The sequence below is a fragment of the Streptomyces sp. MGP-BFMKR1 genome (assembly GCF_057766585.1).
Map to the genome: position 1 here is coordinate 298,488 of NZ_CM173408.1, position 20,074 is coordinate 318,561.

Annotated in this window: 20 protein-coding genes; 15 read left to right on the top strand and 5 right to left on the bottom strand. The window is 75.4% G+C overall.

The features are described 5' to 3' along the window. The first annotated feature begins 34 nt into the window (after positions 1-34). The 5 genes from AC3CHW_RS00920 (at position 35) to AC3CHW_RS00940 (ending at position 4,262) form a co-directional block, all read left to right on the top strand. The gene (locus tag AC3CHW_RS00920; protein WP_488470929.1) at positions 35-412 is read left to right on the top strand and encodes a hypothetical protein; all 378 of its coding nucleotides are present in this window, start codon (positions 35-37) and stop codon (positions 410-412) included. Further along, complete coding sequence (locus tag AC3CHW_RS00925) at positions 409-1,146, top strand: alpha/beta hydrolase family protein (protein ID WP_488469199.1); 738 nt, start codon at positions 409-411, stop codon at positions 1,144-1,146. Before AC3CHW_RS00920 ends, AC3CHW_RS00925 begins: the two co-directional genes overlap by 4 nt. 590 nt (positions 1,147-1,736) lie before the next feature. Beyond that, positions 1,737-3,464 carry an ATP-binding SpoIIE family protein phosphatase gene (locus tag AC3CHW_RS00930; RefSeq protein WP_488469200.1) on the top strand — a complete coding sequence of 576 codons (1,728 nt, stop codon included), beginning with the start codon at positions 1,737-1,739 and terminating at the stop codon, positions 3,462-3,464. Between the two features lie 268 nt (positions 3,465-3,732). Next, entirely contained in the window at positions 3,733-3,948 is a 216-nt protein-coding gene (locus AC3CHW_RS00935; protein ID WP_398611022.1) for a hypothetical protein, read from the top strand. Next, a complete protein-coding gene (locus AC3CHW_RS00940; RefSeq protein WP_187065145.1) occupies positions 3,948-4,262 on the top strand; it encodes a WhiB family transcriptional regulator in 315 nt (104 codons plus the stop codon). Before AC3CHW_RS00935 ends, AC3CHW_RS00940 begins: the two co-directional genes overlap by 1 nt. A gap of 87 nt (positions 4,263-4,349) precedes the next feature. Here the strand turns inward: AC3CHW_RS00940 and AC3CHW_RS00945 are convergent, their stop codons facing one another. Further along, positions 4,350-5,183, bottom strand: coding sequence for an ArsR/SmtB family transcription factor (locus AC3CHW_RS00945; protein ID WP_459246254.1), 834 nt, complete (start codon positions 5,181-5,183; stop codon positions 4,350-4,352). A gap of 98 nt (positions 5,184-5,281) precedes the next feature. Beyond that, a complete protein-coding gene (locus AC3CHW_RS00950; RefSeq protein WP_398611071.1) occupies positions 5,282-6,046 on the bottom strand; it encodes a GNAT family N-acetyltransferase in 765 nt (254 codons plus the stop codon). A 208-nt stretch (positions 6,047-6,254) separates the two neighbouring features. Between AC3CHW_RS00950 and AC3CHW_RS00955 the strand changes: the two genes are divergently transcribed. From AC3CHW_RS00955 to AC3CHW_RS00965, 3 genes are read left to right on the top strand one after another with little or no spacing between them, the layout of a single operon-like run. After that, entirely contained in the window at positions 6,255-6,767 is a 513-nt protein-coding gene (locus tag AC3CHW_RS00955; RefSeq protein WP_488469201.1) for a methylated-DNA--[protein]-cysteine S-methyltransferase, read from the top strand. Then, positions 6,760-7,695, top strand: a complete 936-nt coding sequence (locus tag AC3CHW_RS00960; RefSeq protein WP_488469202.1) for an Ada metal-binding domain-containing protein — start codon at positions 6,760-6,762, stop codon at positions 7,693-7,695. The genes AC3CHW_RS00955 and AC3CHW_RS00960 overlap by 8 nt, the downstream gene beginning before the upstream one ends. 13 nt (positions 7,696-7,708) lie before the next feature. Further along, positions 7,709-8,377 (top strand): alpha-ketoglutarate-dependent dioxygenase AlkB family protein, encoded by a 669-nt coding sequence (locus tag AC3CHW_RS00965; protein WP_488469203.1) that lies wholly within the window; start codon positions 7,709-7,711, stop codon positions 8,375-8,377. Positions 8,378-8,463: 86 nt separating this feature from the next. Here AC3CHW_RS00965 and AC3CHW_RS00970 read toward each other — a convergent pair whose 3' ends face one another. Continuing rightward, complete coding sequence (locus AC3CHW_RS00970) at positions 8,464-9,348, bottom strand: glycoside hydrolase family 19 protein (protein ID WP_488469204.1); 885 nt, start codon at positions 9,346-9,348, stop codon at positions 8,464-8,466. A gap of 366 nt (positions 9,349-9,714) precedes the next feature. Between AC3CHW_RS00970 and AC3CHW_RS00975 the strand changes: the two genes are divergently transcribed. Next, entirely contained in the window at positions 9,715-10,104 is a 390-nt protein-coding gene (locus AC3CHW_RS00975) for a VOC family protein (protein ID WP_176166628.1), read from the top strand. Positions 10,105-10,296: 192 nt separating this feature from the next. Then, positions 10,297-10,725, top strand: a complete 429-nt coding sequence (locus tag AC3CHW_RS00980) for a MarR family transcriptional regulator (protein ID WP_488470930.1) — start codon at positions 10,297-10,299, stop codon at positions 10,723-10,725. Between the two features lie 120 nt (positions 10,726-10,845). Here the strand turns inward: AC3CHW_RS00980 and AC3CHW_RS00985 are convergent, their stop codons facing one another. Next, positions 10,846-13,569, bottom strand: coding sequence for a SpoIIE family protein phosphatase (locus AC3CHW_RS00985; protein WP_488469205.1), 2,724 nt, complete (start codon positions 13,567-13,569; stop codon positions 10,846-10,848). 137 nt (positions 13,570-13,706) lie between these two features. Between AC3CHW_RS00985 and AC3CHW_RS00990 the strand changes: the two genes are divergently transcribed. Continuing rightward, on the top strand, positions 13,707-14,336 hold the full coding sequence (locus tag AC3CHW_RS00990) for an alpha-ketoglutarate-dependent dioxygenase AlkB (RefSeq protein WP_488469206.1): 630 nt from the start codon (positions 13,707-13,709) through the stop codon (positions 14,334-14,336). A 438-nt stretch (positions 14,337-14,774) separates the two neighbouring features. Further along, positions 14,775-15,629, top strand: coding sequence for a SigB/SigF/SigG family RNA polymerase sigma factor (locus AC3CHW_RS00995; protein WP_187065152.1), 855 nt, complete (start codon positions 14,775-14,777; stop codon positions 15,627-15,629). A gap of 66 nt (positions 15,630-15,695) precedes the next feature. On the opposite strand, the gene AC3CHW_RS01000 is transcribed toward AC3CHW_RS00995, so the two are convergent. Beyond that, a complete protein-coding gene (locus tag AC3CHW_RS01000) occupies positions 15,696-16,097 on the bottom strand; it encodes a cupin domain-containing protein (protein ID WP_222624062.1) in 402 nt (133 codons plus the stop codon). Between the two features lie 148 nt (positions 16,098-16,245). On the opposite strand from AC3CHW_RS01000, the gene AC3CHW_RS01005 reads away from it, so the two are divergent. The 3 genes from AC3CHW_RS01005 (at position 16,246) to AC3CHW_RS01015 (ending at position 19,846) form a co-directional block, all read left to right on the top strand. Then, the gene (locus tag AC3CHW_RS01005; protein ID WP_488469207.1) at positions 16,246-17,373 is read left to right on the top strand and encodes a helix-turn-helix domain-containing protein; all 1,128 of its coding nucleotides are present in this window, start codon (positions 16,246-16,248) and stop codon (positions 17,371-17,373) included. 5 nt (positions 17,374-17,378) lie between these two features. Then, positions 17,379-19,406, top strand: a complete 2,028-nt coding sequence (locus tag AC3CHW_RS01010; protein WP_488469208.1) for a DUF2264 domain-containing protein — start codon at positions 17,379-17,381, stop codon at positions 19,404-19,406. A gap of 128 nt (positions 19,407-19,534) precedes the next feature. Then, on the top strand, positions 19,535-19,846 hold the full coding sequence (locus tag AC3CHW_RS01015; protein WP_488469209.1) for a gas vesicle protein GvpO: 312 nt from the start codon (positions 19,535-19,537) through the stop codon (positions 19,844-19,846). The last annotated feature ends 228 nt before the right edge of the window (positions 19,847-20,074 follow it).

Below are 20,074 nucleotides of genomic sequence, written 5' to 3' on the forward strand. Positions count from 1 at the left end.
GCGGAGCTGGGGCGCAGAGAGGGTGATGGGCGAGATGCGGGTGGGTCTGCTACGGACGGTCGGCGCGGCCACTGCGCTCTACGGCCTCGCGGTCACGGCGCGGCCCGATCTGTTGGCCAAGCCCTCCGGCCTGGCCGGGCCCGACGGAACGGTGGCCCCCGCCACCCGGACCTCGCTGCGACCCCTGGCGTGGCGGGACGCGGTCAGCGGGCTGGCCATGGTGGTGGCCCCGGAGGGCCCCGCCCTGCGCGCGGCCACCGCCGTACGCATCGCCGCCGACTTCGGTGACGCCGCGCTGCTCGGCCTGACCCTGCCGGAGCGCGACCGGCGGCTGGCGGCCGTGGCCGTCTCGGTGGGCTGGGGCGCGCTCTCCGTGGCGGGGCTGCTCGGCGAGGGCCGGGGGAAGGCGTGAGGGCGCGTTCGTTCTTCACCCGCGAGGCCGGGGCGGCGCTGGTGCTGCGCCCCTCGCCCACGCCGCCGCGAGCGGCGGTCGTGCTGCTGCACGGCGGGCGCGAGGAGGGCCTTGAGCCGCCGCCCGCGTTGAACCTGCCCGGCGCGCGCATGCTGCCCTTCGCCCGGTCCATCGCGCGGGCGACCGCCGAGCACCGGGTGGCGTTGGGAAGCGTGCGCTACCGGCACCGTGGCTGGAACGGCGAGCGCGACGACGCGGCCGAGGACGCCCAGCGGGCCCTGGACGAGCTGGTGGCGCTGCACGGGCCGGTGCCCGTGGTGCTGGTCGGGCACTCCATGGGCGGCCGGGCGGCGCTGCGGGCCGCCGCCGCGCCCCAGGTCCAGGCCGTGGTGGGGCTCGCGCCGTGGTGCCCGGAGGCCGAGCCGGTGGCGCACCTCGCCGGCAAGCGGGTGGTTCTGCTGCACGGCGAGCGGGACCGGATCACGGCGCCGGGCGACTCGCGGCGGCTGACGGAACGTGCCCGGCAGGCGGGGGCCGACGCCTGCACGCTGCTACTGCCGGACGGCGAGCACGCCATGGTGCGTCGGGCCGCGGCCTGGCACTCGCTGACCACCCGGGTGGTCAGCGGCCTGCTCGGGCTGGCACCGCTGCCGCCGGTGGTGGCCGGCGCGCTCTCCTCGGCCACGGACGCGACGGCCGCCGTCCCGGCCCCGGGAGCCCTGCACCAGGCGTGAGCCACGGGGCGTACGGGGCGGGTGGTTCCGGGCGCGCGGGCGGTGCGCGGGCCGGGCGACTGGGCGCGTGGGGCGTCCGCGGTGCCGGCGCGGCGGGTCGCGCGGGGCCGGCGCACCGGCGTGACCGGCGGAATCATCCGGTGCCGCCCGGGTGCCGGCCGGGCCGATCGCCCATAAGGTAGCGCCAGGGCGTGCGGGGACCTGGCTGAGCGCGGTGGGTCCCGCCGATGGCATGGCCCTGGGCGCCGCGGGGTGCCCGGGGGCGGTCGGCCGCCGACCCTCCAGCACGGCGCGTGGAACGAAGGTGCGGGAAACGGTGCGGACATCGCCACGACACGGCCCCCGGCCGGTGTGGGGTGCGCGCCGCACCGACCCCGTTCCCCTCCCCCTGGCGTGCGGTGCGTACCGCGGTGCCCCGCGCCTCCCGGTCGCCCGCCGGCGCCGCTTCCCCCCGCCGACCGTGGCGAGGTGCGCCGTTTGCCGTCGACGGTGGCATGGAACGGACGACATGCCAGGTCGTGCCGGGCGGTGAGCCGGCTGGGGGTTAGAGTCGGCGACCCAACAGCGCGTGGCGGGTAGCTCACGGCGCGGTGGACAAGGAGGAGACGGACGTGGAGCAGGGCGTCGAGGAGGACACGGCGAGCGGTCAGCTCGGGTGGCTGAACGAGGCCAGCGTGCGCATCGGGTCCACCCTCGACCTGGTCACCACCTCGCAGGAACTCGCCGACTTCACCGTCCCCCACTTCGCCGACGGGGCCGCCGTCGACCTGCTGGAATCGGTGCTGCACGGCGAGGAGGGCGCGCACCCCGGCCGTTCCGGGCGCCCGGCCACCCGGGCGATGGCGGTCGCGGCCATCGACGCGCTCACCACGCTCGAACCCGATCCGGTGGGCGAGCTGAGCGCATCCAACGTCGACCAGTTCGCCACCATCTGCCTGACGCTCGGCAAGCCGGTCCTGGTCAGTCGCATCGAGCCCGACGAGTACGTACGGATCGCCCCCAACCCCCGGTCCGCGGAGTTGCTGCGCCGCGCCGGTGTGCACAGCTACCTGGTGGTCCCGCTCATCGCGCGGGGCGTGCTGCTCGGTGCGGCCGACTTCATCCGGGCCGGCGACCGGGCCCCCTTCACCGCGGCCGACCTCGAACTGGCCACGCAACTCGCCTCCAGGGCCGCCCTGTTCGTCGACAATGCGCGGCTCTACGAGCGCGAGCGCGAGCACGTGGTCGCCCTGCAGCGCAGCCTGCTGCCGCGCGCCACGCCGGTCACCCCGGGGCTGACGGTGAGCCACTGCTACGCGCCGACGGCCGATCCGAGCGGCGTCGGCGGCGACTGGTACGACATCGCGTCGCTGCCGGGCGGGCGCACGGCGCTCGTGGTCGGCGACGTGATGGGACACGGCCTGTCGGCGGCTGCCACGATGGGCCGGCTGCGCGCCGTGGGGCGGACCCTGATGGCGATGGACATGGCCCCCGACCGCGTGCTGGCCCGCCTCGACCTGGCCGCCCGGGACCTGGAGGAGGACCAGGTCGCCACCTGCCTGTGCGCCGTCTACGACCCGGCCGACGCGAGCTTCACGGTGGTCAGCGCCGGGCACCCGCTGCCGATGCTGATCGGCCCGGACGGCTCGGCGTCGTTCGTGGAAGTGCCGATCGGCGCCCCGATCGGCGCGGGCGTCATCCCGTACGACGCGTTGCGGGTCCCGGTCGAGCCGGGCAGCCGGCTGGTGCTGTACACCGACGGCCTGGTCAAGTCGCGTACGCGGGACATCGACGTCCAGTTGGACCGGCTGTTGCGCTCCGCGCCGGCGCTGCGGTTCGCGCGGTTCGACGCGGCGGCGCTCAGTGACTTCGCGCCGGCCGGTACCGAGCGCTTCGACGAGGCGGTGCTGCTGGTGGCGGCGGCCCGGCCGGCCACCTGGGCGAGCGGGCTGCGGGTGTGGGACCTGCCGGGTGACGGGTCGGCGGCCGGCGCGGCCCGCAAGCACGTGCGCGAGCAGCTCGGCCTGTGGCACCTGGACGACCTCGCGGACGTCACCGAACTGGTCGTCAGCGAGCTCGTGGGCAACGCGCTGCGCTACGGCGGCGGCCCGGGTCGGCTGCGGTTGCTCTGTCACGACCGGCTCCTCGTCGAGGTCTCGGACACCGGTCCCGACCTCCCGCAGATCCAGCACGCGTCGCTGAGCGACGAGGGGGGCCGGGGTCTGCAACTGATCAACATGCTGTGCCGGCGCTGGGGCTCGTGCCGCACCGAGACGGGCAAGGTGGTCTGGGCGGAGCAGGACATGCCGTCCGGCGTGAGCGGCCCTCCGCTGCCCTGACGGCGCGGCCCGTGGCCCGCGCCATCGGCTCGGCGGCCGGCCCGTGGCAACGCTCCGTGCGCTCCTCGCGGGTGACGCCCCGCCAGGCGCGCCCGGTTCGCGGCATACGTACACGGGGCGACGGCCCCGTTGGGGGTCCCGCCGTTTACGTGTCGCCGGCCGGGGGACCCGATCGGGGTTCGGGGGTCAGGGGCGTGGGGCGACAGCCGCTTCGTCGCTCGGCCGCCGGACGGCGAAGCGAGCCGTCGAGAGATGAGGAGGCAGTGCCGTGACCGATCGCGTGAGCCGGGAGGTCGACCAGCGAGAGGGAGCCGGACAGCCACCGTCGCTTCTGGGGCGCTCGGCCATGGACCGGGCGATGCCGCACGGCCGGCCGGAGCGTGCCGCCGGGCGGGGTGTGCCGGCGGCCGGGGAGCGCGCCGACGCGCGCCGCGTCCTGGCCGACGGCCCGTCGGAGTCGCACATCGTGCGGGGCGAGGACTGATGGCCGTAGCGCGCGGAGAGACGATCGCGGGCTCGGCCCACACCGCCTGGTCGCAGGAGCCGGGCGAGGAGTGGTGGCGGCGGGCAGCGTGCGCGTACGAGGACCCGGAGCTGTTCTTCCCGGTGGGTGCCGCGAGCGCGCGCACGCTCCAGCAGGAGCGGGAGGCCAAGGCCGTGTGCGCCCGCTGCCCGGTCGTCCGCGCCTGCCGGGACTGGGCCATGGCCACCGAGCAGACGCACGGCATCTGGGGCGGGACCGGCGAGCGGGAACGCGCTCTGGCGCTGCGCGACGAGCGGCGTCACCAGGCCCGGTGACGCCGCGGCGGGTGGCGGGTCGCCGTCGTGGGCGGTCGCCCGCCCCGCCCGGCGCCGTGGCGTACGGGCGAGGCGCGCGGGCGGCGTCTACGCGGGGGGCGAGGACGCGGGGTCAAACCGTCGGCCGCCCTCCAGCAGGGTCTTCACCTCGGACAGGATCAGCGTCCAGCCGACGGAGACGGACGCGAGCATGACGCTGTCGGGGCTGTCGAACGCGTCGTGCACGATGGTCAGCTTGGTGCCCGCCGCCGGCTCCTCGGCCGGCTCCAGGGTGAAGGTGACCCGGGAGCGTTCCTTGGCGGCCTCGGCGAACTCCTCGTCGGAGGTGATGCCCACCATCTCGCGGTGCTCCGGCTGGAGCCGGTGCCAGGTGTAGGACAGCCGCCTGCCGGGCTCCGCCGCCAGGACGCGCTGCCCGTAGTCCCGGAACTCCCCGTTCGGGTCCATCTTCCACTCCACCGGAGAGCCGACCTGCCAGTCGGAGCGCGGCCCGGTGTCACCCATGTAGTCGGCGATGAGTTCGGGGTCGGTCAGCGCGCGGTAGATCTCCTCGGGCGTGCTGTGGATGTAGATGACGTACTCGTAGGCGGGCTTGCTCATCCTGCGTCCCTCCGGGGTCTGCTGGGGGTGGGAGAGTGCCGCTGGCCGTCCGTGGTCGTAGCGGCCGATCCAGTGGTCGGCCAGTTCCCGGATCGGCACCGGGTTGAGGTAGTGCAGCTTCTCCCGGCCGTGCCGGACGGTGTCGACCAGGCGCGCGGCCTCCAACACCGCCAGGTGTTTGCTCACGGCCTGCCGGCTCATCGCCAGGCCCTCGCCCAGCTCGCGCAGGCTCTGGCCGCCGCGTTGGTCGAGTCGGTCCAGCAGCCGCCTGCGGTTCGCGTCGGCGAGCGCCTTGAACACCTCGTCGAACACCTCGTCCATCGTCACCCCCGACGGCACGGTAGGCAACCATCTGGTTGCGTGTCTATCGGGCCGGAGGGTGCGGGCTGCTCTTCCCCGTACGCCCGGGCGGGTTCGGCCTACGGGGTCAGGGCGTGCTCCGTGAAGTGGCCGCAGGCGCGGAAACCCAGGTTCCGGTAGACCGACTCGCCCTCGGCGGACGCCTGGAGTACGACCGTGGCGTGCCCCTCCTCGCGCGCCGTGTGCAGGGCGGCCAGCGTGCTCGCGCGTCCGTAACCCCGCTTGCGGTGGGTGGCCAGGGTGGCGATGTTGTAGATCCCGGCCACGCCCGCGTGCAGGAAGACCTCCGCCGAGCAGACGGCCTGGCCCCCCACGTAGCCCACCAGGTAGCGCGCCGGGCTGTGCGCGCCGAGCACCCAGGGGCGGGCCCGCTCGTAGAAGCGCTCGACCGTGGCGGCCGGCGGGTCCCACAGGGCGGCCAGCACCGTGGCGTAGTCGGCGAGCTGGGCCGGGGTGCCGACCCGCACGAGGGTGAGGTCGTCGGCGCCCGGGCGCGGCAGGCGCTCGTCCAGGGTGGCCCACATCGCCGTCTCCCGCTCCGACGGCGGCCAACCCGCGGCGGCCAGGTGCCGGGACAGGTCGTCGGGCTCGGCGAGCGGGCCGACCCACCAGGAGAAGGGGCGCCCGGTGCGGGCCAGCGCCTCGGTGGTCTCGGCGATCCGCGCGGCGGCGCGGTCGGGGGCGAAGCGGGCCAGGGTGACGATGTTGAAGGTGTCGTCGGGCAGTCCGCTGTCGGCGATCAGCAGGTCGGGGGCCTCGGTTACGGTGGCGCCGGGCAGATCGCGGTGGGGGAAGCAGGCGTGTGCGGCCAGGTTGCGTTCCATGCGGGCCAGCAGGTCACGTTCGACCGTCGGCGGTGGTGGTGTGGTCTCCATGGTGGCCGATTGGACCACGACTCGGCCGGGCCGGACAGCCGGTTTCCGCAGGGCCGCTGCGGGCCTGAGCGCTCCGTCCGAATCCCGCCAGACAGGGCTTCTGACGTGGCACAGGCTGGTACTCGTACCGCACGCAGGACGAGGGAAGGACGGGCCGATGACGGTCTACACCACCATCGACAGCCCCCTGGGGGAGCTGCTGATGACAGGCGAGGAGGACCCGCGGGGCGTCGGCGGCGTCACCGTCACCTCGCTGTCCGTGCCGGGGCAGCGCAACGCGCCGCCGGTCGAGCCCGGGTGGCGGGCCGACCCGCGGCCGTTGGCCGAGGCGACGCGGCAGGTCAGGGCGTACTTCGCGGGCGAGCGGACGGACTTCGACCTCACGTACACGGCCGGCGGCTCGGACTTCCGGCGGCGGGTCTGGGCAGCCCTGGAGGACATTCCGCACGGCACCACCACGACCTACGGCGCGATCGCCGAGCGGATCGGCGCCCCGCGCTCCGCGGTGCGCTCGGTCGGCACCGCCATCGGCGCCAATCCGCTGCTCATCCTGCGCCCGTGCCACCGGGTCATCGGCGCCAGCGGCGCGCTGACCGGCTACGCGGGCGGGCTGGACCGCAAGGAGGCGCTGCTGGTGCACGAGGGCGCGCTCCCGGCGCGCCGTGACTGAGCCCGGCGGCGCGGGCCGCGACGGCGCCGCCGCTCCCCCGGCGCACGCCGACGGGGCGCGGCGCGCGGGACGCGCGGGGCCGGCGCGCGCGGAGTCGGAGCGGGAGCGCTTCACACTGCTGGACGGGAACGGGCGGCCCTACCCGAGTGCCGTACCGGGCGCGTTCGGCGGGCATCGCGGCGGCAGGCTGTACGGGCGGCTCGACTGCCCCAGCGCGCTGCGCGCGCTCGCCCGCGGTGGCTACCGCGCGCAGCGGGTGTTCTTCGCCGACGCGGCGACGGCGCGCGCGGCCGGCTACCGGCCGTGCGCCGTCTGCCTGCCCGAGCGCTACGCGCGCTGGAAGGCCCGGGAGGAAGGCGGCGCGGCCGGGGTGACGGGCGTGACCGGGCCCGCCCCGCACACGGCGGCGGAGGTCTCGGCCCTGATGGACCTGCTGGCGGCGGGACGACGGCCCGTGCGGTCCCTGAGCATCGGCCACGGGCGGGACGCGGCATCGCGCGCCGCGGCCCGGGCCGTCGCCGCCGCGTGGTGCGGCGACGACCGCGCCGAGCGCGCCCGCCACCTGCGGGAGGCCGGGCCGCACCGGGTGGCCGACGTCGCCGCGCGCACCGTGCTCGACGTCGTCGACTGGCCCGAGGAGGCTGCCTCCTGGCTGCGCCAGGCGCGCCGGCTCGCGGCCGGCGCACCGGACGCCTGGGTGGTGTGCGGCGCGCCGGCCGGGTGGGCGCGGATGGCGCGCCGGCTGCGGCAGAGCACGTCGTGGTCGGCCGGGCGCACCTTCGCCCTCGCCTCGCTCGGCACTCCCGAGACCGTCGCGCTGGCCGGGGCCGAGACCCTGGAGGGGCTGCGCGGCGCCTCGGCCGACGGCGGACACTGGGAGGTCCGTCGGGGTTGGATCACCTTCCACCCGCTCCCGTCCCACCCGTGAGGAAGGTCCGGCCATGAACGCCCTGCTCCCCCGGCCCCGCGCCACCCTCGCGCCCGGAGCCGTGCACGTGCCCGACTGGCTCTCGGTGGCCGAGCAGCGCGCGCTGGTGGACGCCTGCCGGCGGTGGGCGGTGGGCCCCGTGCCGATGCGGCACACCCGACTGCCGAGGGGCGGAAGCATGTCAGTTCAGACGGTCTGTCTGGGGTGGCACTGGCGACCGTACGCGTACACGCGCACCGCCGACGACGTCAACGGCCAGCGGGTGGCGGCGCTACCGGCGTGGCTGGTGGAGTGGGGGCGGCGCGCGGTGGCCGACGCGTACGAGGACCCGTCGGCCGCGGCCGACTACACCCCGGACACGGCGCTGATCAACTTCTACGACGCGGCGGCCAGGATGGGCATGCACCAGGACAAGGACGAGCGTTCCAGCGCGCCCGTCGTCTCGCTCAGCATCGGCGACGCCTGCGTCTTCCGGTTCGGCAACACCGAGACCCGTACCCGGCCGTACACCGATGTGGAGCTGTGCTCGGGGGACCTGTTCGTCTTCGGCGGGCCCTCGCGCTTCGCCTATCACGGCGTGCCCAGGGTCCGGCCGGGCACGGCCGACCCGGCCACCGGTCTGAGCGGCGGGCGGCTCAACATCACGCTGCGCGTCACCGGGCTCGCCGACGGGCGGCCGTAGCCGGCCCCGACGGGTGGCCAGCCGAACGGCACGGGCCCCGGCCGGCGCGGGTGTGACGCGTCGGCCGGGGCCCTGCTTGAGGAGTGTCAGCAGCTCAGCTTGTCACCGGGCGTGGTGCCCAGGACCTGCACGAAGCGCTGGTAGTTGTTGATGCGGCTCTGTACCTGGTTCGGGTTGCCGCCGTTGCACTCCAGGGTGCCGTTGATGGCCCGGATCGTCTCGCCGAAGCCCGCGCCGTTGACCATGGCGTTGTGCGGGGTCATGGTGCCGGGGCCGGACTGGGTGTTCCAGTACCACAGGGCGGTCTTCCACGCCACGGCCGGGTCCCGCTCCACCAGCCACGGGTTGCGCAGCAGGTCGATGCCGAGCGCGTCACCGGCCGCCTTGTAGTTGAAGTTCCAGCTGAGCTGGATGGGGCCGCGGCCGTAGTACGCGGCCTGACCGGCGGGGCAGCCGTAGGGCTGGTTGCGGTCGCAGTAGTGCGGGTAGTTCGCCTGGTTCTGCTCGACGATGTGGACCAGGCCGCCCGTCTCGTGGCTGACGTTGGCGAGGAAGGCGGCGGCCTCGCGGCGCTTGACGGTCTCGCTGCCGGTGTTCGCGAACGCCGGGTAGGCGCTCAGCGCGTCGGTCAGGCCACGGTAGGTGTAGAAGGAGTTCCGGTTCGGGAACATCTGGTGGAACTGGGCCTCACTGACCACGAAGCCCTCCTGGGTCGGCGGCTCACCGCTGTCGCCACAGGCACCCTTGTCAGCCCAGACGTCCGACGAGCCGGGCTTCTCGTTCTGGGTCCACCACTTGGCCGACCAGTTGTGGCCGTTGTAGGAGACGGAGTTGCCGCCGGTGTAGACGGCGGACGCGTTCCAACCCGCGGCGCAGGTCGTCGCGGCGGAAGCGGTCGGTCCTGGCAGGAAGAGAGCGAACGCGACGGCCGAGGCCAACGCGGCGAGCAGGGCGAACAGGCGCTGTCTCAAGGGGCTTACTCCTTCGCACGGCCAACGGGGGTCCGGTGGCACCTGGGGGTGAGGGAACCAAATCGAATCGCCCTGAACCTGTCAAGGTCTAGACCAAAATGAGGGCCCGTGAGCGCATGAACCTGCCGCGTCGTCCGCCGACGAGCGACGTGCCACCCCATCCCGCGTCGCACGTGCGAACCCGCGGCCGGACGAGCGGGGACGCGTGATCAGCCCGGGGCGGGGCACGGCATGATGGAGCGGTCGTGATCCCGTACGGAGGTGCGGGAGTGGTGCGCCGGCGCGCGGCGGCCCGTGGTCGCCCGCGCGCCGGCGCCCGCCCAGCGACCCCGCCCCACCCCCTCGACCGAACCGCCCGGAGCAGCCATGCGCGTGATCGCCTTTGACCACCTCGTCCTGACCGTCGCCGACATCGAGCGCTCGCTCGCGTTCTACTGCGGGCCACTCGGCCTCGAACCGGTGCGCGTCGACGAGTGGCGCGCGGGCGAGGCGCCCTTCCCCTCGGTCCGGGTGAGCCCGACGACCATCATCGACCTCGTACGGCGTGCCGCGGACGCCCCGCACGGCAGCAACGTGGACCACATCTGCCTGACCGTCGAGCCGCTGGACTGGCAGCAGGTCGTCGACTCGGGCCGGTTCACGGTCCTCGACGGCCCGGGCGAGCGGTTCGGCGCCCGCGGGGTGGCCCAGTCGCTGTACGTGGCCGACCCGGACGGCAACACCGTGGAGCTGCGCTGGTACCCGCAGGACGCCTGAGCCACCGGGCGCGGGCGCCCCTCGCGCACCGAGCGTGCGTCCTCCCGCGTTTCTCCTCCGGGCCGGGCCGCGCGGCGCCGGTAGGGTCGGCGACGGAAGCGCTTCGCCCCGCGAACCGACGTGTGGACGCTAAGGAGCTGGCGGTTGGAAGACAGGTACCCCGCTGCGACCGCGCGGGAGGCGCGGCGGGCCATGGACCACTTCGTCGGCCTGAGCCACCTCGCCCACCAGGAGATCGCGCGCCGGCTCGGGCTCAACCCCGCCGACCTGGCCTGCTTCACGTACGTCCTGGAGGCGGGGACCGACCCGCTGACCGCCGGTGACCTCGCCGAGCGGGCCCAGGTGACGAGCGGCGCCGTGACGGGCATCCTCAACCGGCTCGAACGCGCGGGGTTCGTCGCGCGCCAGGCCGACCCCGAGGATCGCCGGCGGGTGCGCATCGTGGCCGAACCGGCCGCCCGGACCCGCGTGTACGCGGCGTACGAGCCGCTCAACGCGCGCCTCGCCGCCCTGTACGCCGGCTACTCCCCCGCCGAACTGGCCCTGCTGGGCGACTTCTTCCGGCGGGCCGACGCGCTCGTGCACGGCTATCTGGAGCGGGCGCGGTCGCGGGCGGACTGAGGGCTGCGGCGACGCACGGGGCCGGCAGAGCGGGCATCGGCGGTACCGGCGGTGCCGTGCGGGGCGACGGTCGCGGGGGCGCTCGCGAGGGGCTGTGTCGCGCGGGTTAGCCGTGCGGGGTTAGTCGCGCGCGTGGTCCGGTGGTCGCGGCAGGGCCTGCTCGGTCCAGATGACCTTGCCGGTGGGCGTGTAGCGGGTGCCCCAGCGCTCGGCGAACTGGGCGACCAGGAACAGGCCGCGCCCGCCCTCGTCGGTGGTGGCGGCGTACCGCAGGTGCGGGGCGGTGCTGCTGGAGTCGGCGACCTCGCAGATCAGGCCGGCGTCGCGGATGAGCCGGACCCGGATCGGTCCCGCGGTGTAGCGGATGGCGTTGGTGATCAGCTCACTGAGGATCAGCTCGGTGGTGAACGCCTCCTCGCCCACGTCCCACGCGGCGAGCTGACGGCTGACCTTGGCGCGCACGTCGGCCACCGCCGCAGGGTCGGACGGCACCTCCCAGGTGGCGATCCGCTCCCGTGGCACGGAGCGGGTGCGGGCGACGATGAGGGCCACGTCGTCGTCCGGGTGGTCGCCGAGCAGCGCGTCGAGGACCCGCTGGCAGGTCTCCTCGGGCGTGCGGTCGGGGCCGCGGAGCACGTCGGTGAGCTGGTCGAGCCCGGCGTCGAGGTCTCGGCCGCCGTGGTCGATGAGCCCGTTGGTGTACAGCACGACGCGGCTGCCTTCGGGGACCTCGAACTCGGCGGTCTCGAACGGCAGGCCGGTGACGCCGAGCGGCAGCCCGGCCGGCACGTCGGGCACGTGCACCGCGCCGTCCGGGTGCACCACGACCGGTGGCGGGTGGCCGGCGCGGGCCAGGACGCAGCGGCATTCGACCGGGTCGTAGATCGCGTACAGGCAGGTCGCGCCGGTGACGGTGGCGGCGCCGGTGGCGGTGGTCTCGTCCTGGTCGATGCTGCTCACCAGCTCGTCCAGGTGGCTGAGCAGCTCGTCCGGGGGCAGGTCCAGCGAGGAGAAGTTGTGCACCGCGGTACGGAGCCTGCCCATGGTGGCCGCGGCGTGCAGCCCGTGCCCGACGACGTCGCCCACCACCAGCGCGACCCGCGCCCCGGGCAGCGGGATCACGTCGAACCAGTCCCCGCCGACCCCGGAGCGGGCCAGCAGGTAGCGGTAGGCCACGTCGAGGGCGCGCTGGTCGGGCACCCCGCGCGGCAGCAGGCTCTGCTGGAGGGTGACGGCCATGGCGTGCTCGCGGGTGTAGCGGCGGGCGTTGTCCAGGCAGACGGCCGCGTGCGCGACGAGTTCCTCGGCGAGGGCCAGGTCGTCCTCGTCGAAGGGCGGCGACCCGGTCGCGCGCCAGAAGTTGGCGACCCCGAGCACCCCGCCGCGCGCCCGCAGCGGGACGGTGATCAGCGAGTGCACCCCGTAGTCGATGATGCCCGCGGCCCGCCGCGGGTCCTGGGCCCGCCAGCCGGGCGCCTCGCTCAGCCGGGGCACCAGCACAGCGCACCGGTCCTCGATGCAGCGCGCCTGGGGCGTGGAGGGGACGAAGTCGATGATCTCCTCGACGGGGTAGAGCGGGTGGTCGTCGCGTACGCCGGCCACGGCGACGCGGCGCATCTGGGAGGCGCCGGCCGTCGGCGGCTCCTCGCCGAGCACCACCGCGTCGACCACGTCGACGGTGGTGAAGTCGGCGAGCCTGCCGGCCGTGACCTCGGCGAGTTCCTCGGCCGTGCGCCGCACGTCCAGGGTGGTGCCGACCTCCACGCCCGCGTCGTACAGCAGCCGAAGGCGGGTGCGCGCGGCCTCGGCGCGGCCCGTGAGGGTGTGCAGTTCGGTGGTGTCGCGCAGGGTGGCCACGGTGCCGGGCGGCCCGCCGTGCCGGTCGGTGGGCCGGTTGTTCACGGCCAGCAGCCGGTCGCCGGCGCGGATCACCTCGTCGGTGGTGGCGCGGCCCGTGGCCAGTACGTCGGCGAGCGGGGCGTCGAGGCCCAGCTCGGTCACGGGCCGGCCCTCCGCGTCGGCGGGGAGCGCGAGCAGGCGGCGCGCCTCGTCGTTGGCGAGCAGCAGCCGTCCCTCACCGCTGACGATGAGCACTCCCTCGCGGACCGCGTGCAGCACCGCGTCGTGGTGCTCGTACATCCGGGCGAGCTTCGCGGGGTCGAGGCCGCGCGTCTGGCGGCGCAGCCGCCGGCCCGCGAGCGCGCTGCCGCCGAGCGCCAGGGCCAGGCCCGCCGCGCCGCCGCCGAGCAGGATGGGCAGTTCGGCGTAGAGCGACTCGCTCACCCGGCTGGTGCGCAGGCCCGCGGAGACGAGGCCCACCACCTCGCCCTCGCGGTCGGTGACGGGCACCACCGCCTGGACCACCTCGCCGATGGTGCCGTCGACGGTCTCGGTGCTGGACTCGCCGCGGCGGGCGGGGCCGATGTCGCCGACGAACTTTCGGCCGATGCGGTCCGGCTCCGGGTGGGTGTAGCGCGTGCCGTCGGTGCGCATGACGACGACGAAGTCGACGTCCGCGCCCGCCCTGGCCGCCTCGGCGCGCGGCTGGAGGGCCGCCGTGGGGTCGCTCGCGCCCAGGGCCTCGGCGACGCCGGGCGCCTCGGCGAACGCCTCGGCGACGGCCAGCGCGCGGTGCCGCGCCTCGCCCTCGTCGTCGCGCCGGGCCTGAAGCACGAGGGCCGCCATGCCGGCGGCCACGATCAGCAGGACGATGAGCAACTGGAGCAGGAAGATCTGGCCGGCGATGCTGCGCGCGCTCAGCAGCGAGCGCGCGCGGGGGCCGTCACGGCGGGGTGGGCGTCGACCGGTGGCGGTGGAGGCCGACGGGAACCGGGAACGACCCATAGCCACATGCTGACATCGATGCGGGGGCAGGGCGACCGGTGCATTCCCCGAGAAATCGGCATTTTGCCGGCTGCCCGCTTCTCCGCACCCCCTCCCTGTTCGATCGCCTGTTCTATTTCGGGCGTATGCTGGGACGCATGGCGGTTTCCCTACAGGGCTCACTCTTCGACGCGACGGAGGAGATCACGCCGCGTCCGCTGACGGCGGTCCGGCGCACCCCGCTGGCGCACGGCGCGTGGGTCGACGTGCTGCCCGGCTGGCTGACCGGCGCCGACGCGCTCTTCACCCACCTGGCGCGCACCGTGCCCTGGCACGCGGAGCGGCGGCGGATGTACGAGCGCACCGTCGACGTACCGCGCCTGCTGGCCACCTACCGGGCCGGCGAGCCCCTGCCGCACCCCGCGCTCGACGAGGCCCGCGCCCGGCTCAGCGCGCACTACGCGGCCGAGCTGGGCGAGCCCTTCGTCAGCGCGGGGCTGTGCTTCTACCGGGACGGGCGGGACAGCGTGGCCTGGCACGGCGACCGGTTCGGGCGGGGCGCGACCGAGGACACCATGGTGGCGATCGTCTCCGTCGGCCAGCCGCGACCGCTGCTGCTGCGCCCGCGCGCCGGCGGCGGCCCGACGCTGCGCTGGCCGCTCGGGCACGGCGACCTGATCGTCATGGGCGGGAGTTGCCAACGCACCTGGGACCACGCCATCCCGAAGTCGACCCGGGCGACGGGCCCGCGCATCAGCGTGCAGTTCCGCCCCCGCGGCGTGTCCTGACGCGGGTCAGCGGCGTGTTGCGGGGCGCCTCCGGCGCACCCCGACGCGACCCCGGCGCCCTCTGACGCGCCCCCGACGCGTCCCCGGCGCACCCTGACACGCCCTCGGGCCGCCCCGCGCCGCGCGCTCGCCCGGGGCCCGAGCAGGGCCCGCTCGGCCAGAAGCGCGGCCCGGGTCGGGCCGTACCACTACCACCACCCGACCCGTCTGATGCGTGCGGGCAGGGAAGTAGCTACGGTGGGAGATGCCCGCTTGGTCCAGATTCACGGAAGTACGTGCCTCCCGGGGCGCGTTTCCGGGGTCCGGCGGGCGAGTGAGCACCGTGCTTCGGACCGAAGGCACGCACCACGGGGGCGGTCACGTCTGCTTCCCGCACTGTGTCGGGCCGACGTGTGCGCCCCGGTGGAGAATCGTCCGCCGTTCCGGGAGCTGTTTTCCATGACGACCGCACGAGTACACGCCACACGCTCCGCCAAACATCCGCACGATGACGCGCCCGACACCGCCGCCGACTTCCGCAGGCTCTCCGTCCTGGAGGACGGGCCCGAGAAGGACGCCCTGCGGGCGCGCATCATCGTGGCCTGGATTCCCATGGCCGACCGGCTCGCCCGGCAGTTCCGCAACCGCGGCGAGGCCCTGGAGGACCTGCGCCAGGTGGCCGCCCTCGGCCTGGTGAAGGCGGTCCTCCGGTACGACCCGACGCGCGGGATCGCGTTCGAGAGCTTCGCCGTGCCGACCGTCGTCGGCGAGGTCAAGCGGCACTTCCGCGACCACATGTGGGAGCTGCACGTGCCGCGCCGGGTCCAGGAGCTGCGCAACCAGGTGCGCGCAGCGTGCCGGGACCTCTCCCCCACCCTGGAAGACCGGATTCCGGGCGTGCCGGAGATCGCCGAACACACCGGACTCAGCCAGGCCGACGTACGGCTCGGCATGCAGGCGCTGGACTGCTACGCGGCGCTGTCGCTGGACGCCGAGTTGTCGGGTACGGAGGACGGCTACTCGCTGGTCGACACGCTCGCCGACCAGGAGCCGGGCTTCGACCAGGTCATCGACCGGGAGGCGGTCCGGCCCGTGCTCAGCAAGCTGCCGGAGCGGGAGCGGCGCATTCTGTACCTGCGGTTCTTCTGCGACATGACGCAAAGCCGCATCGCCGAGCAGCTCGGCATATCGCAGATGCACGTCTCGCGCCTGATCAACCGCACCTGCTCCGACCTGTGCGACCAGGTGATGGGCGACCGTCCCCGGCGCCCGGCCTGTGTCACCGCGGACGACCCGCCAGCCGCCGCGCCCTGACGGTCGCGCGCCGCGCCGGTCGGCCGGGCGGCCGGCCCCCGCCCGCGCCAGCGGGCGGCGTACCCGTCAGCTCAGGGCGTGCCCCGTCGTGACGTCCACGTGGTCGGGCACCGACTCGTGCCGGTCGCCGACGGTCAGCGTGCCGGTGGGCTCGAAGAGGAGGACGGACGCGCCGGCGGCCGACGAGGGCCGGTGCTCGACGCCGCGCGGCACCACGAACACCGACCCCGCGGTGAGCGTGACCACGCGTTCGCCGCGCGGACCGCCGGGGGCGTCCGGCGCGCCGTCGCGCAGGCCGAGGTCCAGCTCACCGTCGATGACCAGGAAGAACTCGTCGGTGTCGGTGTGCAGGTGCCAGATGTAGTCGCCCTTCATCTTGGCCACCCGCACGTCGTAGTCGTTGACGTGGGCGACGATGCGCGGACTCCACAGCGCGTCGAAGGTGGCCAGCGCGGACCGGAGCGCCAGCGGTTCGGCGAGGTCGTCCGCCGTACGGGGCGGGGCGCCCGGGGCGGCCTCGGGGGCGTGCTCGGGCTGGTCGGGGAGGTGGGTGTCGTCGTTCACCCGGCCATCCTGCGTCCATGACACCGCGCCACGGGAGTGCTAAAAATCGCGTATGCCGCAAGGATTCTCGCACGGGCAAGATCATGGACACGAGCATCGACCGTCGGACGCCAGCCTGCGCGATGACGGGCCCCGGCCGCGGGGTGAGGACCGGCCGCACCGGGTGGTGGTCGTCGTGGACGAGGGCTCGAACCCTTTCGAACTGGGCGTGATGACCGAGCTGTTCGGGCTGCGCCGGCCCGAACTCGACATGCCGTGGTACGCGTTCGCGCTGTGCGCGGCCACCCCCTCCGTGCGGATGCACGCCGGGTTCTTCACCCTGTCGGGCGTCGCCGACCTGAGCGCGGCCGACGCGGCGGACACCGTGGTGGTGCCGAACCGGCCCGACCCTGACGTCCCGCCCAGCGCCGCCGTGCTCGACGCCGTCCGGCGGGCGGCGGCGCGCGGGGCGCGGCTGGTGAGCCTGTGCACCGGGGCCGCCACGCTGGCCGCGGCCGGCGTGCTCGACGGGCGCCCGGCCGCCACCCACTGGCGTTGGGCCGACGCGTTCGCCCTGCGCTACCCGGCGGTGCGCTGGCAGCCCGACGTGCTCTACGTGGACGACGGCGACGTGCTGACGGCGGCCGGCAGCGCGGCGGCCCTCGACCTCGGGCTGCACCTGATCCGGCGGGACCACGGCGCCGACGTGGCCAACGCGGTCAGCCGGCGGCTGGTGTTCGCCGCCCACCGCGACGGCGGCCAGCGGCAGTTCGTACGGGTCCCGGTGCCGGCGACGCCGGACACCGGGCTCGCGCCGGTGCTCGACTGGGCGCGGGAGCGACTCGACCAGCCGCTGACCATCGTGGACCTGGCCACCCGCGCGGCCGTCAGCCAGGCGACGCTGCACCGCTGGTTCCGCGCGCAGCTCGGGACCACGCCGCTGAGCTGGCTCACCGCCGAACGCACCGCCCTGGCCTGCCGGTTGATCGAGCGCGGGGAGCCCAGCCTGGACCGCGTGGCCCAGCTCAGCGGCCTGGGCACCGGCGCCAACCTGCGCGCCCAGCTCCGCCGCGCCACGGGGCTGAGCCCCGCCGCGTACCGCCAGCGCTTCGGCCCCGCCGTCCCCGGACCCCGCGCGGCGCCCACCGCACCAGCCTCGCCGGGGACGCCCGCGGGGGCCGCCAGCGCCGGCGGGCGTTAGCCGACGTGACCGTGCCCCCGCTGTCGCTGCCGCCCGCCGACCGCGTCCGGTCCCCGTACACCGGCTGGACCCGGGCGCACTGGGAGGCCCTGGCCGACCACCTGCTGGACGCGCTCGTGCCGTACGCGACGCCCGGCTGGGCCCGGTACCAACTGCCGGGCCGCGCCAGCTCGTCCGGGGTTGCGTCGGACGGTCTCGAAGGGTTCGCGCGCTCGTTCCTGCTGGCGTCCTTCCGCATCGCGGGCGCGCGCGGCGCGGTGGACCCCGCGCTGATCGAGCGGTACGCGGCGGGGCTCGCCGCCGGCACCGACCCGGCGAGCGGCGAGGCGTGGCCGCCGCTCGCGGACCGTTCGCAGCCGATGGTGGAGGCGGCGTCGATCGCCATCGGCCTGTGGGAGAGCCGGCGTTGGCTGTGGGACCTGCTCGCGGACGGGGTGCGGGAACGGGTGGTGGCCTGGCTCTCCGGCTTCGCCGGCCGGCACACCTGGGACAACAACTGGCGACTCTTCCCGGTGGTGGCCGAGGAGTTCCTGGCCTCGGTCGGCGCCCCGTACCGGCAGCGCGCCATCGACGAGGGGCTGGGCCGCGTCGAGGACTGGTACGTGGGCGACGGCTGGTACCGCGACGGTGACGGGCGCAACTTCGACTACTACAACGCCTGGGCCCTGCACCTGTACCCGCTGCTGTGGTCGCGCATGGCGGGCCCGGGCCGCGACGGCGGCCGGGGCGCGGTCTACCGGGCGCGGCTGCGCCGGTTCCTGGCCGACCACCCGCGCTTCTTCGGCGCCGACGGCGCCCCCGTTCACCAGGGGCGCTCGCTGACCTACCGGTACGCCGCGGCGGCCCCCGCCTGGCTCGGCGAGCTGATGGCCTGCACGCCGCTCGCGCCCGGCGGCACCCGCCGTCTGGCCTCCGGCGCGGTCCGGCACTTCACGCTGCGCGGAGCGCCCGACGCCCGGGGGCTGCTGCCGCTCGGCTGGTACGGCACGTATCCGCCGGCCACCCAGGCGTACTCCGGGCCCGCGTCGCCGTACTGGGCCAGCAAGGCGTTCCTCGGGCTGCTGCTGCCCCGTGAGCACCCGGCGTGGACGCGGACCGAACGCCCGCTGCCGGTGGAGGAGTCCGACTTCCGCACGGCTCTGCCCGCGCCGGGCTGGCTGCTGCACGGCACCCGGCGCGACGGCATCGTGCGCCTGCTCAACCACGGCAGCGACCACCAGCCGCCCGCCCCGGCGGACGCGTCACCCGACGCCGCCGGAGCGAGCGCGGCGGACGAGGCCGCCGGGTCGCGGGACGACCCGCACTACGCCAAGTTCGGTTACGCCACGGCCACCGCGCCCGAGACGGCCGGGCACACGGCGGACGACCGGGTGGACCAGCATGTGGCCCTCTTCGCGCCGGCCGCGCACCGGGGCGGCGCCCCGAGAGCGGACGCGGGCCGGGGCGGCGTACCGGAGCCGGGCGCGCCGTCGCGGCGGTCGCGCGTCCACCCGGTGCGCTGCGCGGCGGGCGTGGCCGCCTCCTGGCACGCCGTTCCGCTGGCGGGCGCGGGGCCGCGCGGCGCGCGGGTGGAGACGGTCAGCGCGCCGCACGGGCCGTGGGAGATCCGGGCGCACCGGATCGACGCGCCGGCCGGCACGGTGGTGCGCGAGGGTGGTTACGCGGTCGCCGACGACCTGCCGCCGACGGGCGAGACGGGACCCGGCTGGGCGCTGGCCCGCACCGCCGACGGGCTGACCAGCGCCCTCGTCGCCGTGCTCCACTGGGACGAGGACGCCGGGGAACTGGTGCGCGGGGCCCACTCCAACGCGTACGGCCCGCACTCCGCGACGCCCACGCTCTGGCTGGGCGCGCACCCGGGCGGCAGCCACGTGCTGGTGTCGCTCGTCGGGTTGGCGCGCGGCGGGCTCGACCCGGCCGCGCTGCGCGCGACGGCCAGGGCCCACGTCACGCCGCACTCCGTACGGGTGTGGCTGCCGACGGGGTCGCGCGAACTCCCGCTCGGCGGTCCCGGGGCGCACGCGGGGCCCTGACCGACCGGTTCGGCGGCCGACAACGCGCAAGCCCGGTGCATACGTTGGCAGCGCCGGGGCACCCGGTCACGGCAGCGAGAGACGCGGCTGTCGGCGGACCCGTCGGCGCGGAAGGGGACGGAGTGGACATGGCGAGAGCGACCGACGACCAGGACCACGACCAGCGGGGTGACGACCAGGAGACCCGTCTCAGCGCGCCCGAGGCGATGCGCAGCGCCGCCCGGCAACTGGGCGAGCTGGTGGGCAGCGAGCCGAGCGCGGTCTCCGCGCTCCGGGCCACGGACGCCGGCTGGACGGCCGACGTCGAGGTGGTCGAGGTGGCCCGGGTGCCCGACACCACCAGCATCCTGGCCTCCTACCGCGTGGACCTGGACCAGGGCGGTCGCCTCCTCGGCTACGAGCGCACCCGCCGCTACGCCCGCGGACAACTCGACCGCTAGCGCCCCGCGCGCGACCCATCACGCGGCACGACGCGGCGGCACCGGCCGACCCGCACCCGCCCGGTGCGCACTACCAGCGCACCCGGCGTACACGCGGCGCCCCCGCCAGCGCGTCGCTCCGCCCTGCCCGCCCACGGGCGGGCCCACCGGCCATCAGTCATGCCCTCATAACCGACAAGTCCCACAGACCGAGAAGCGAGAAACGACCAACGAAGGAAGAGAGGAGGC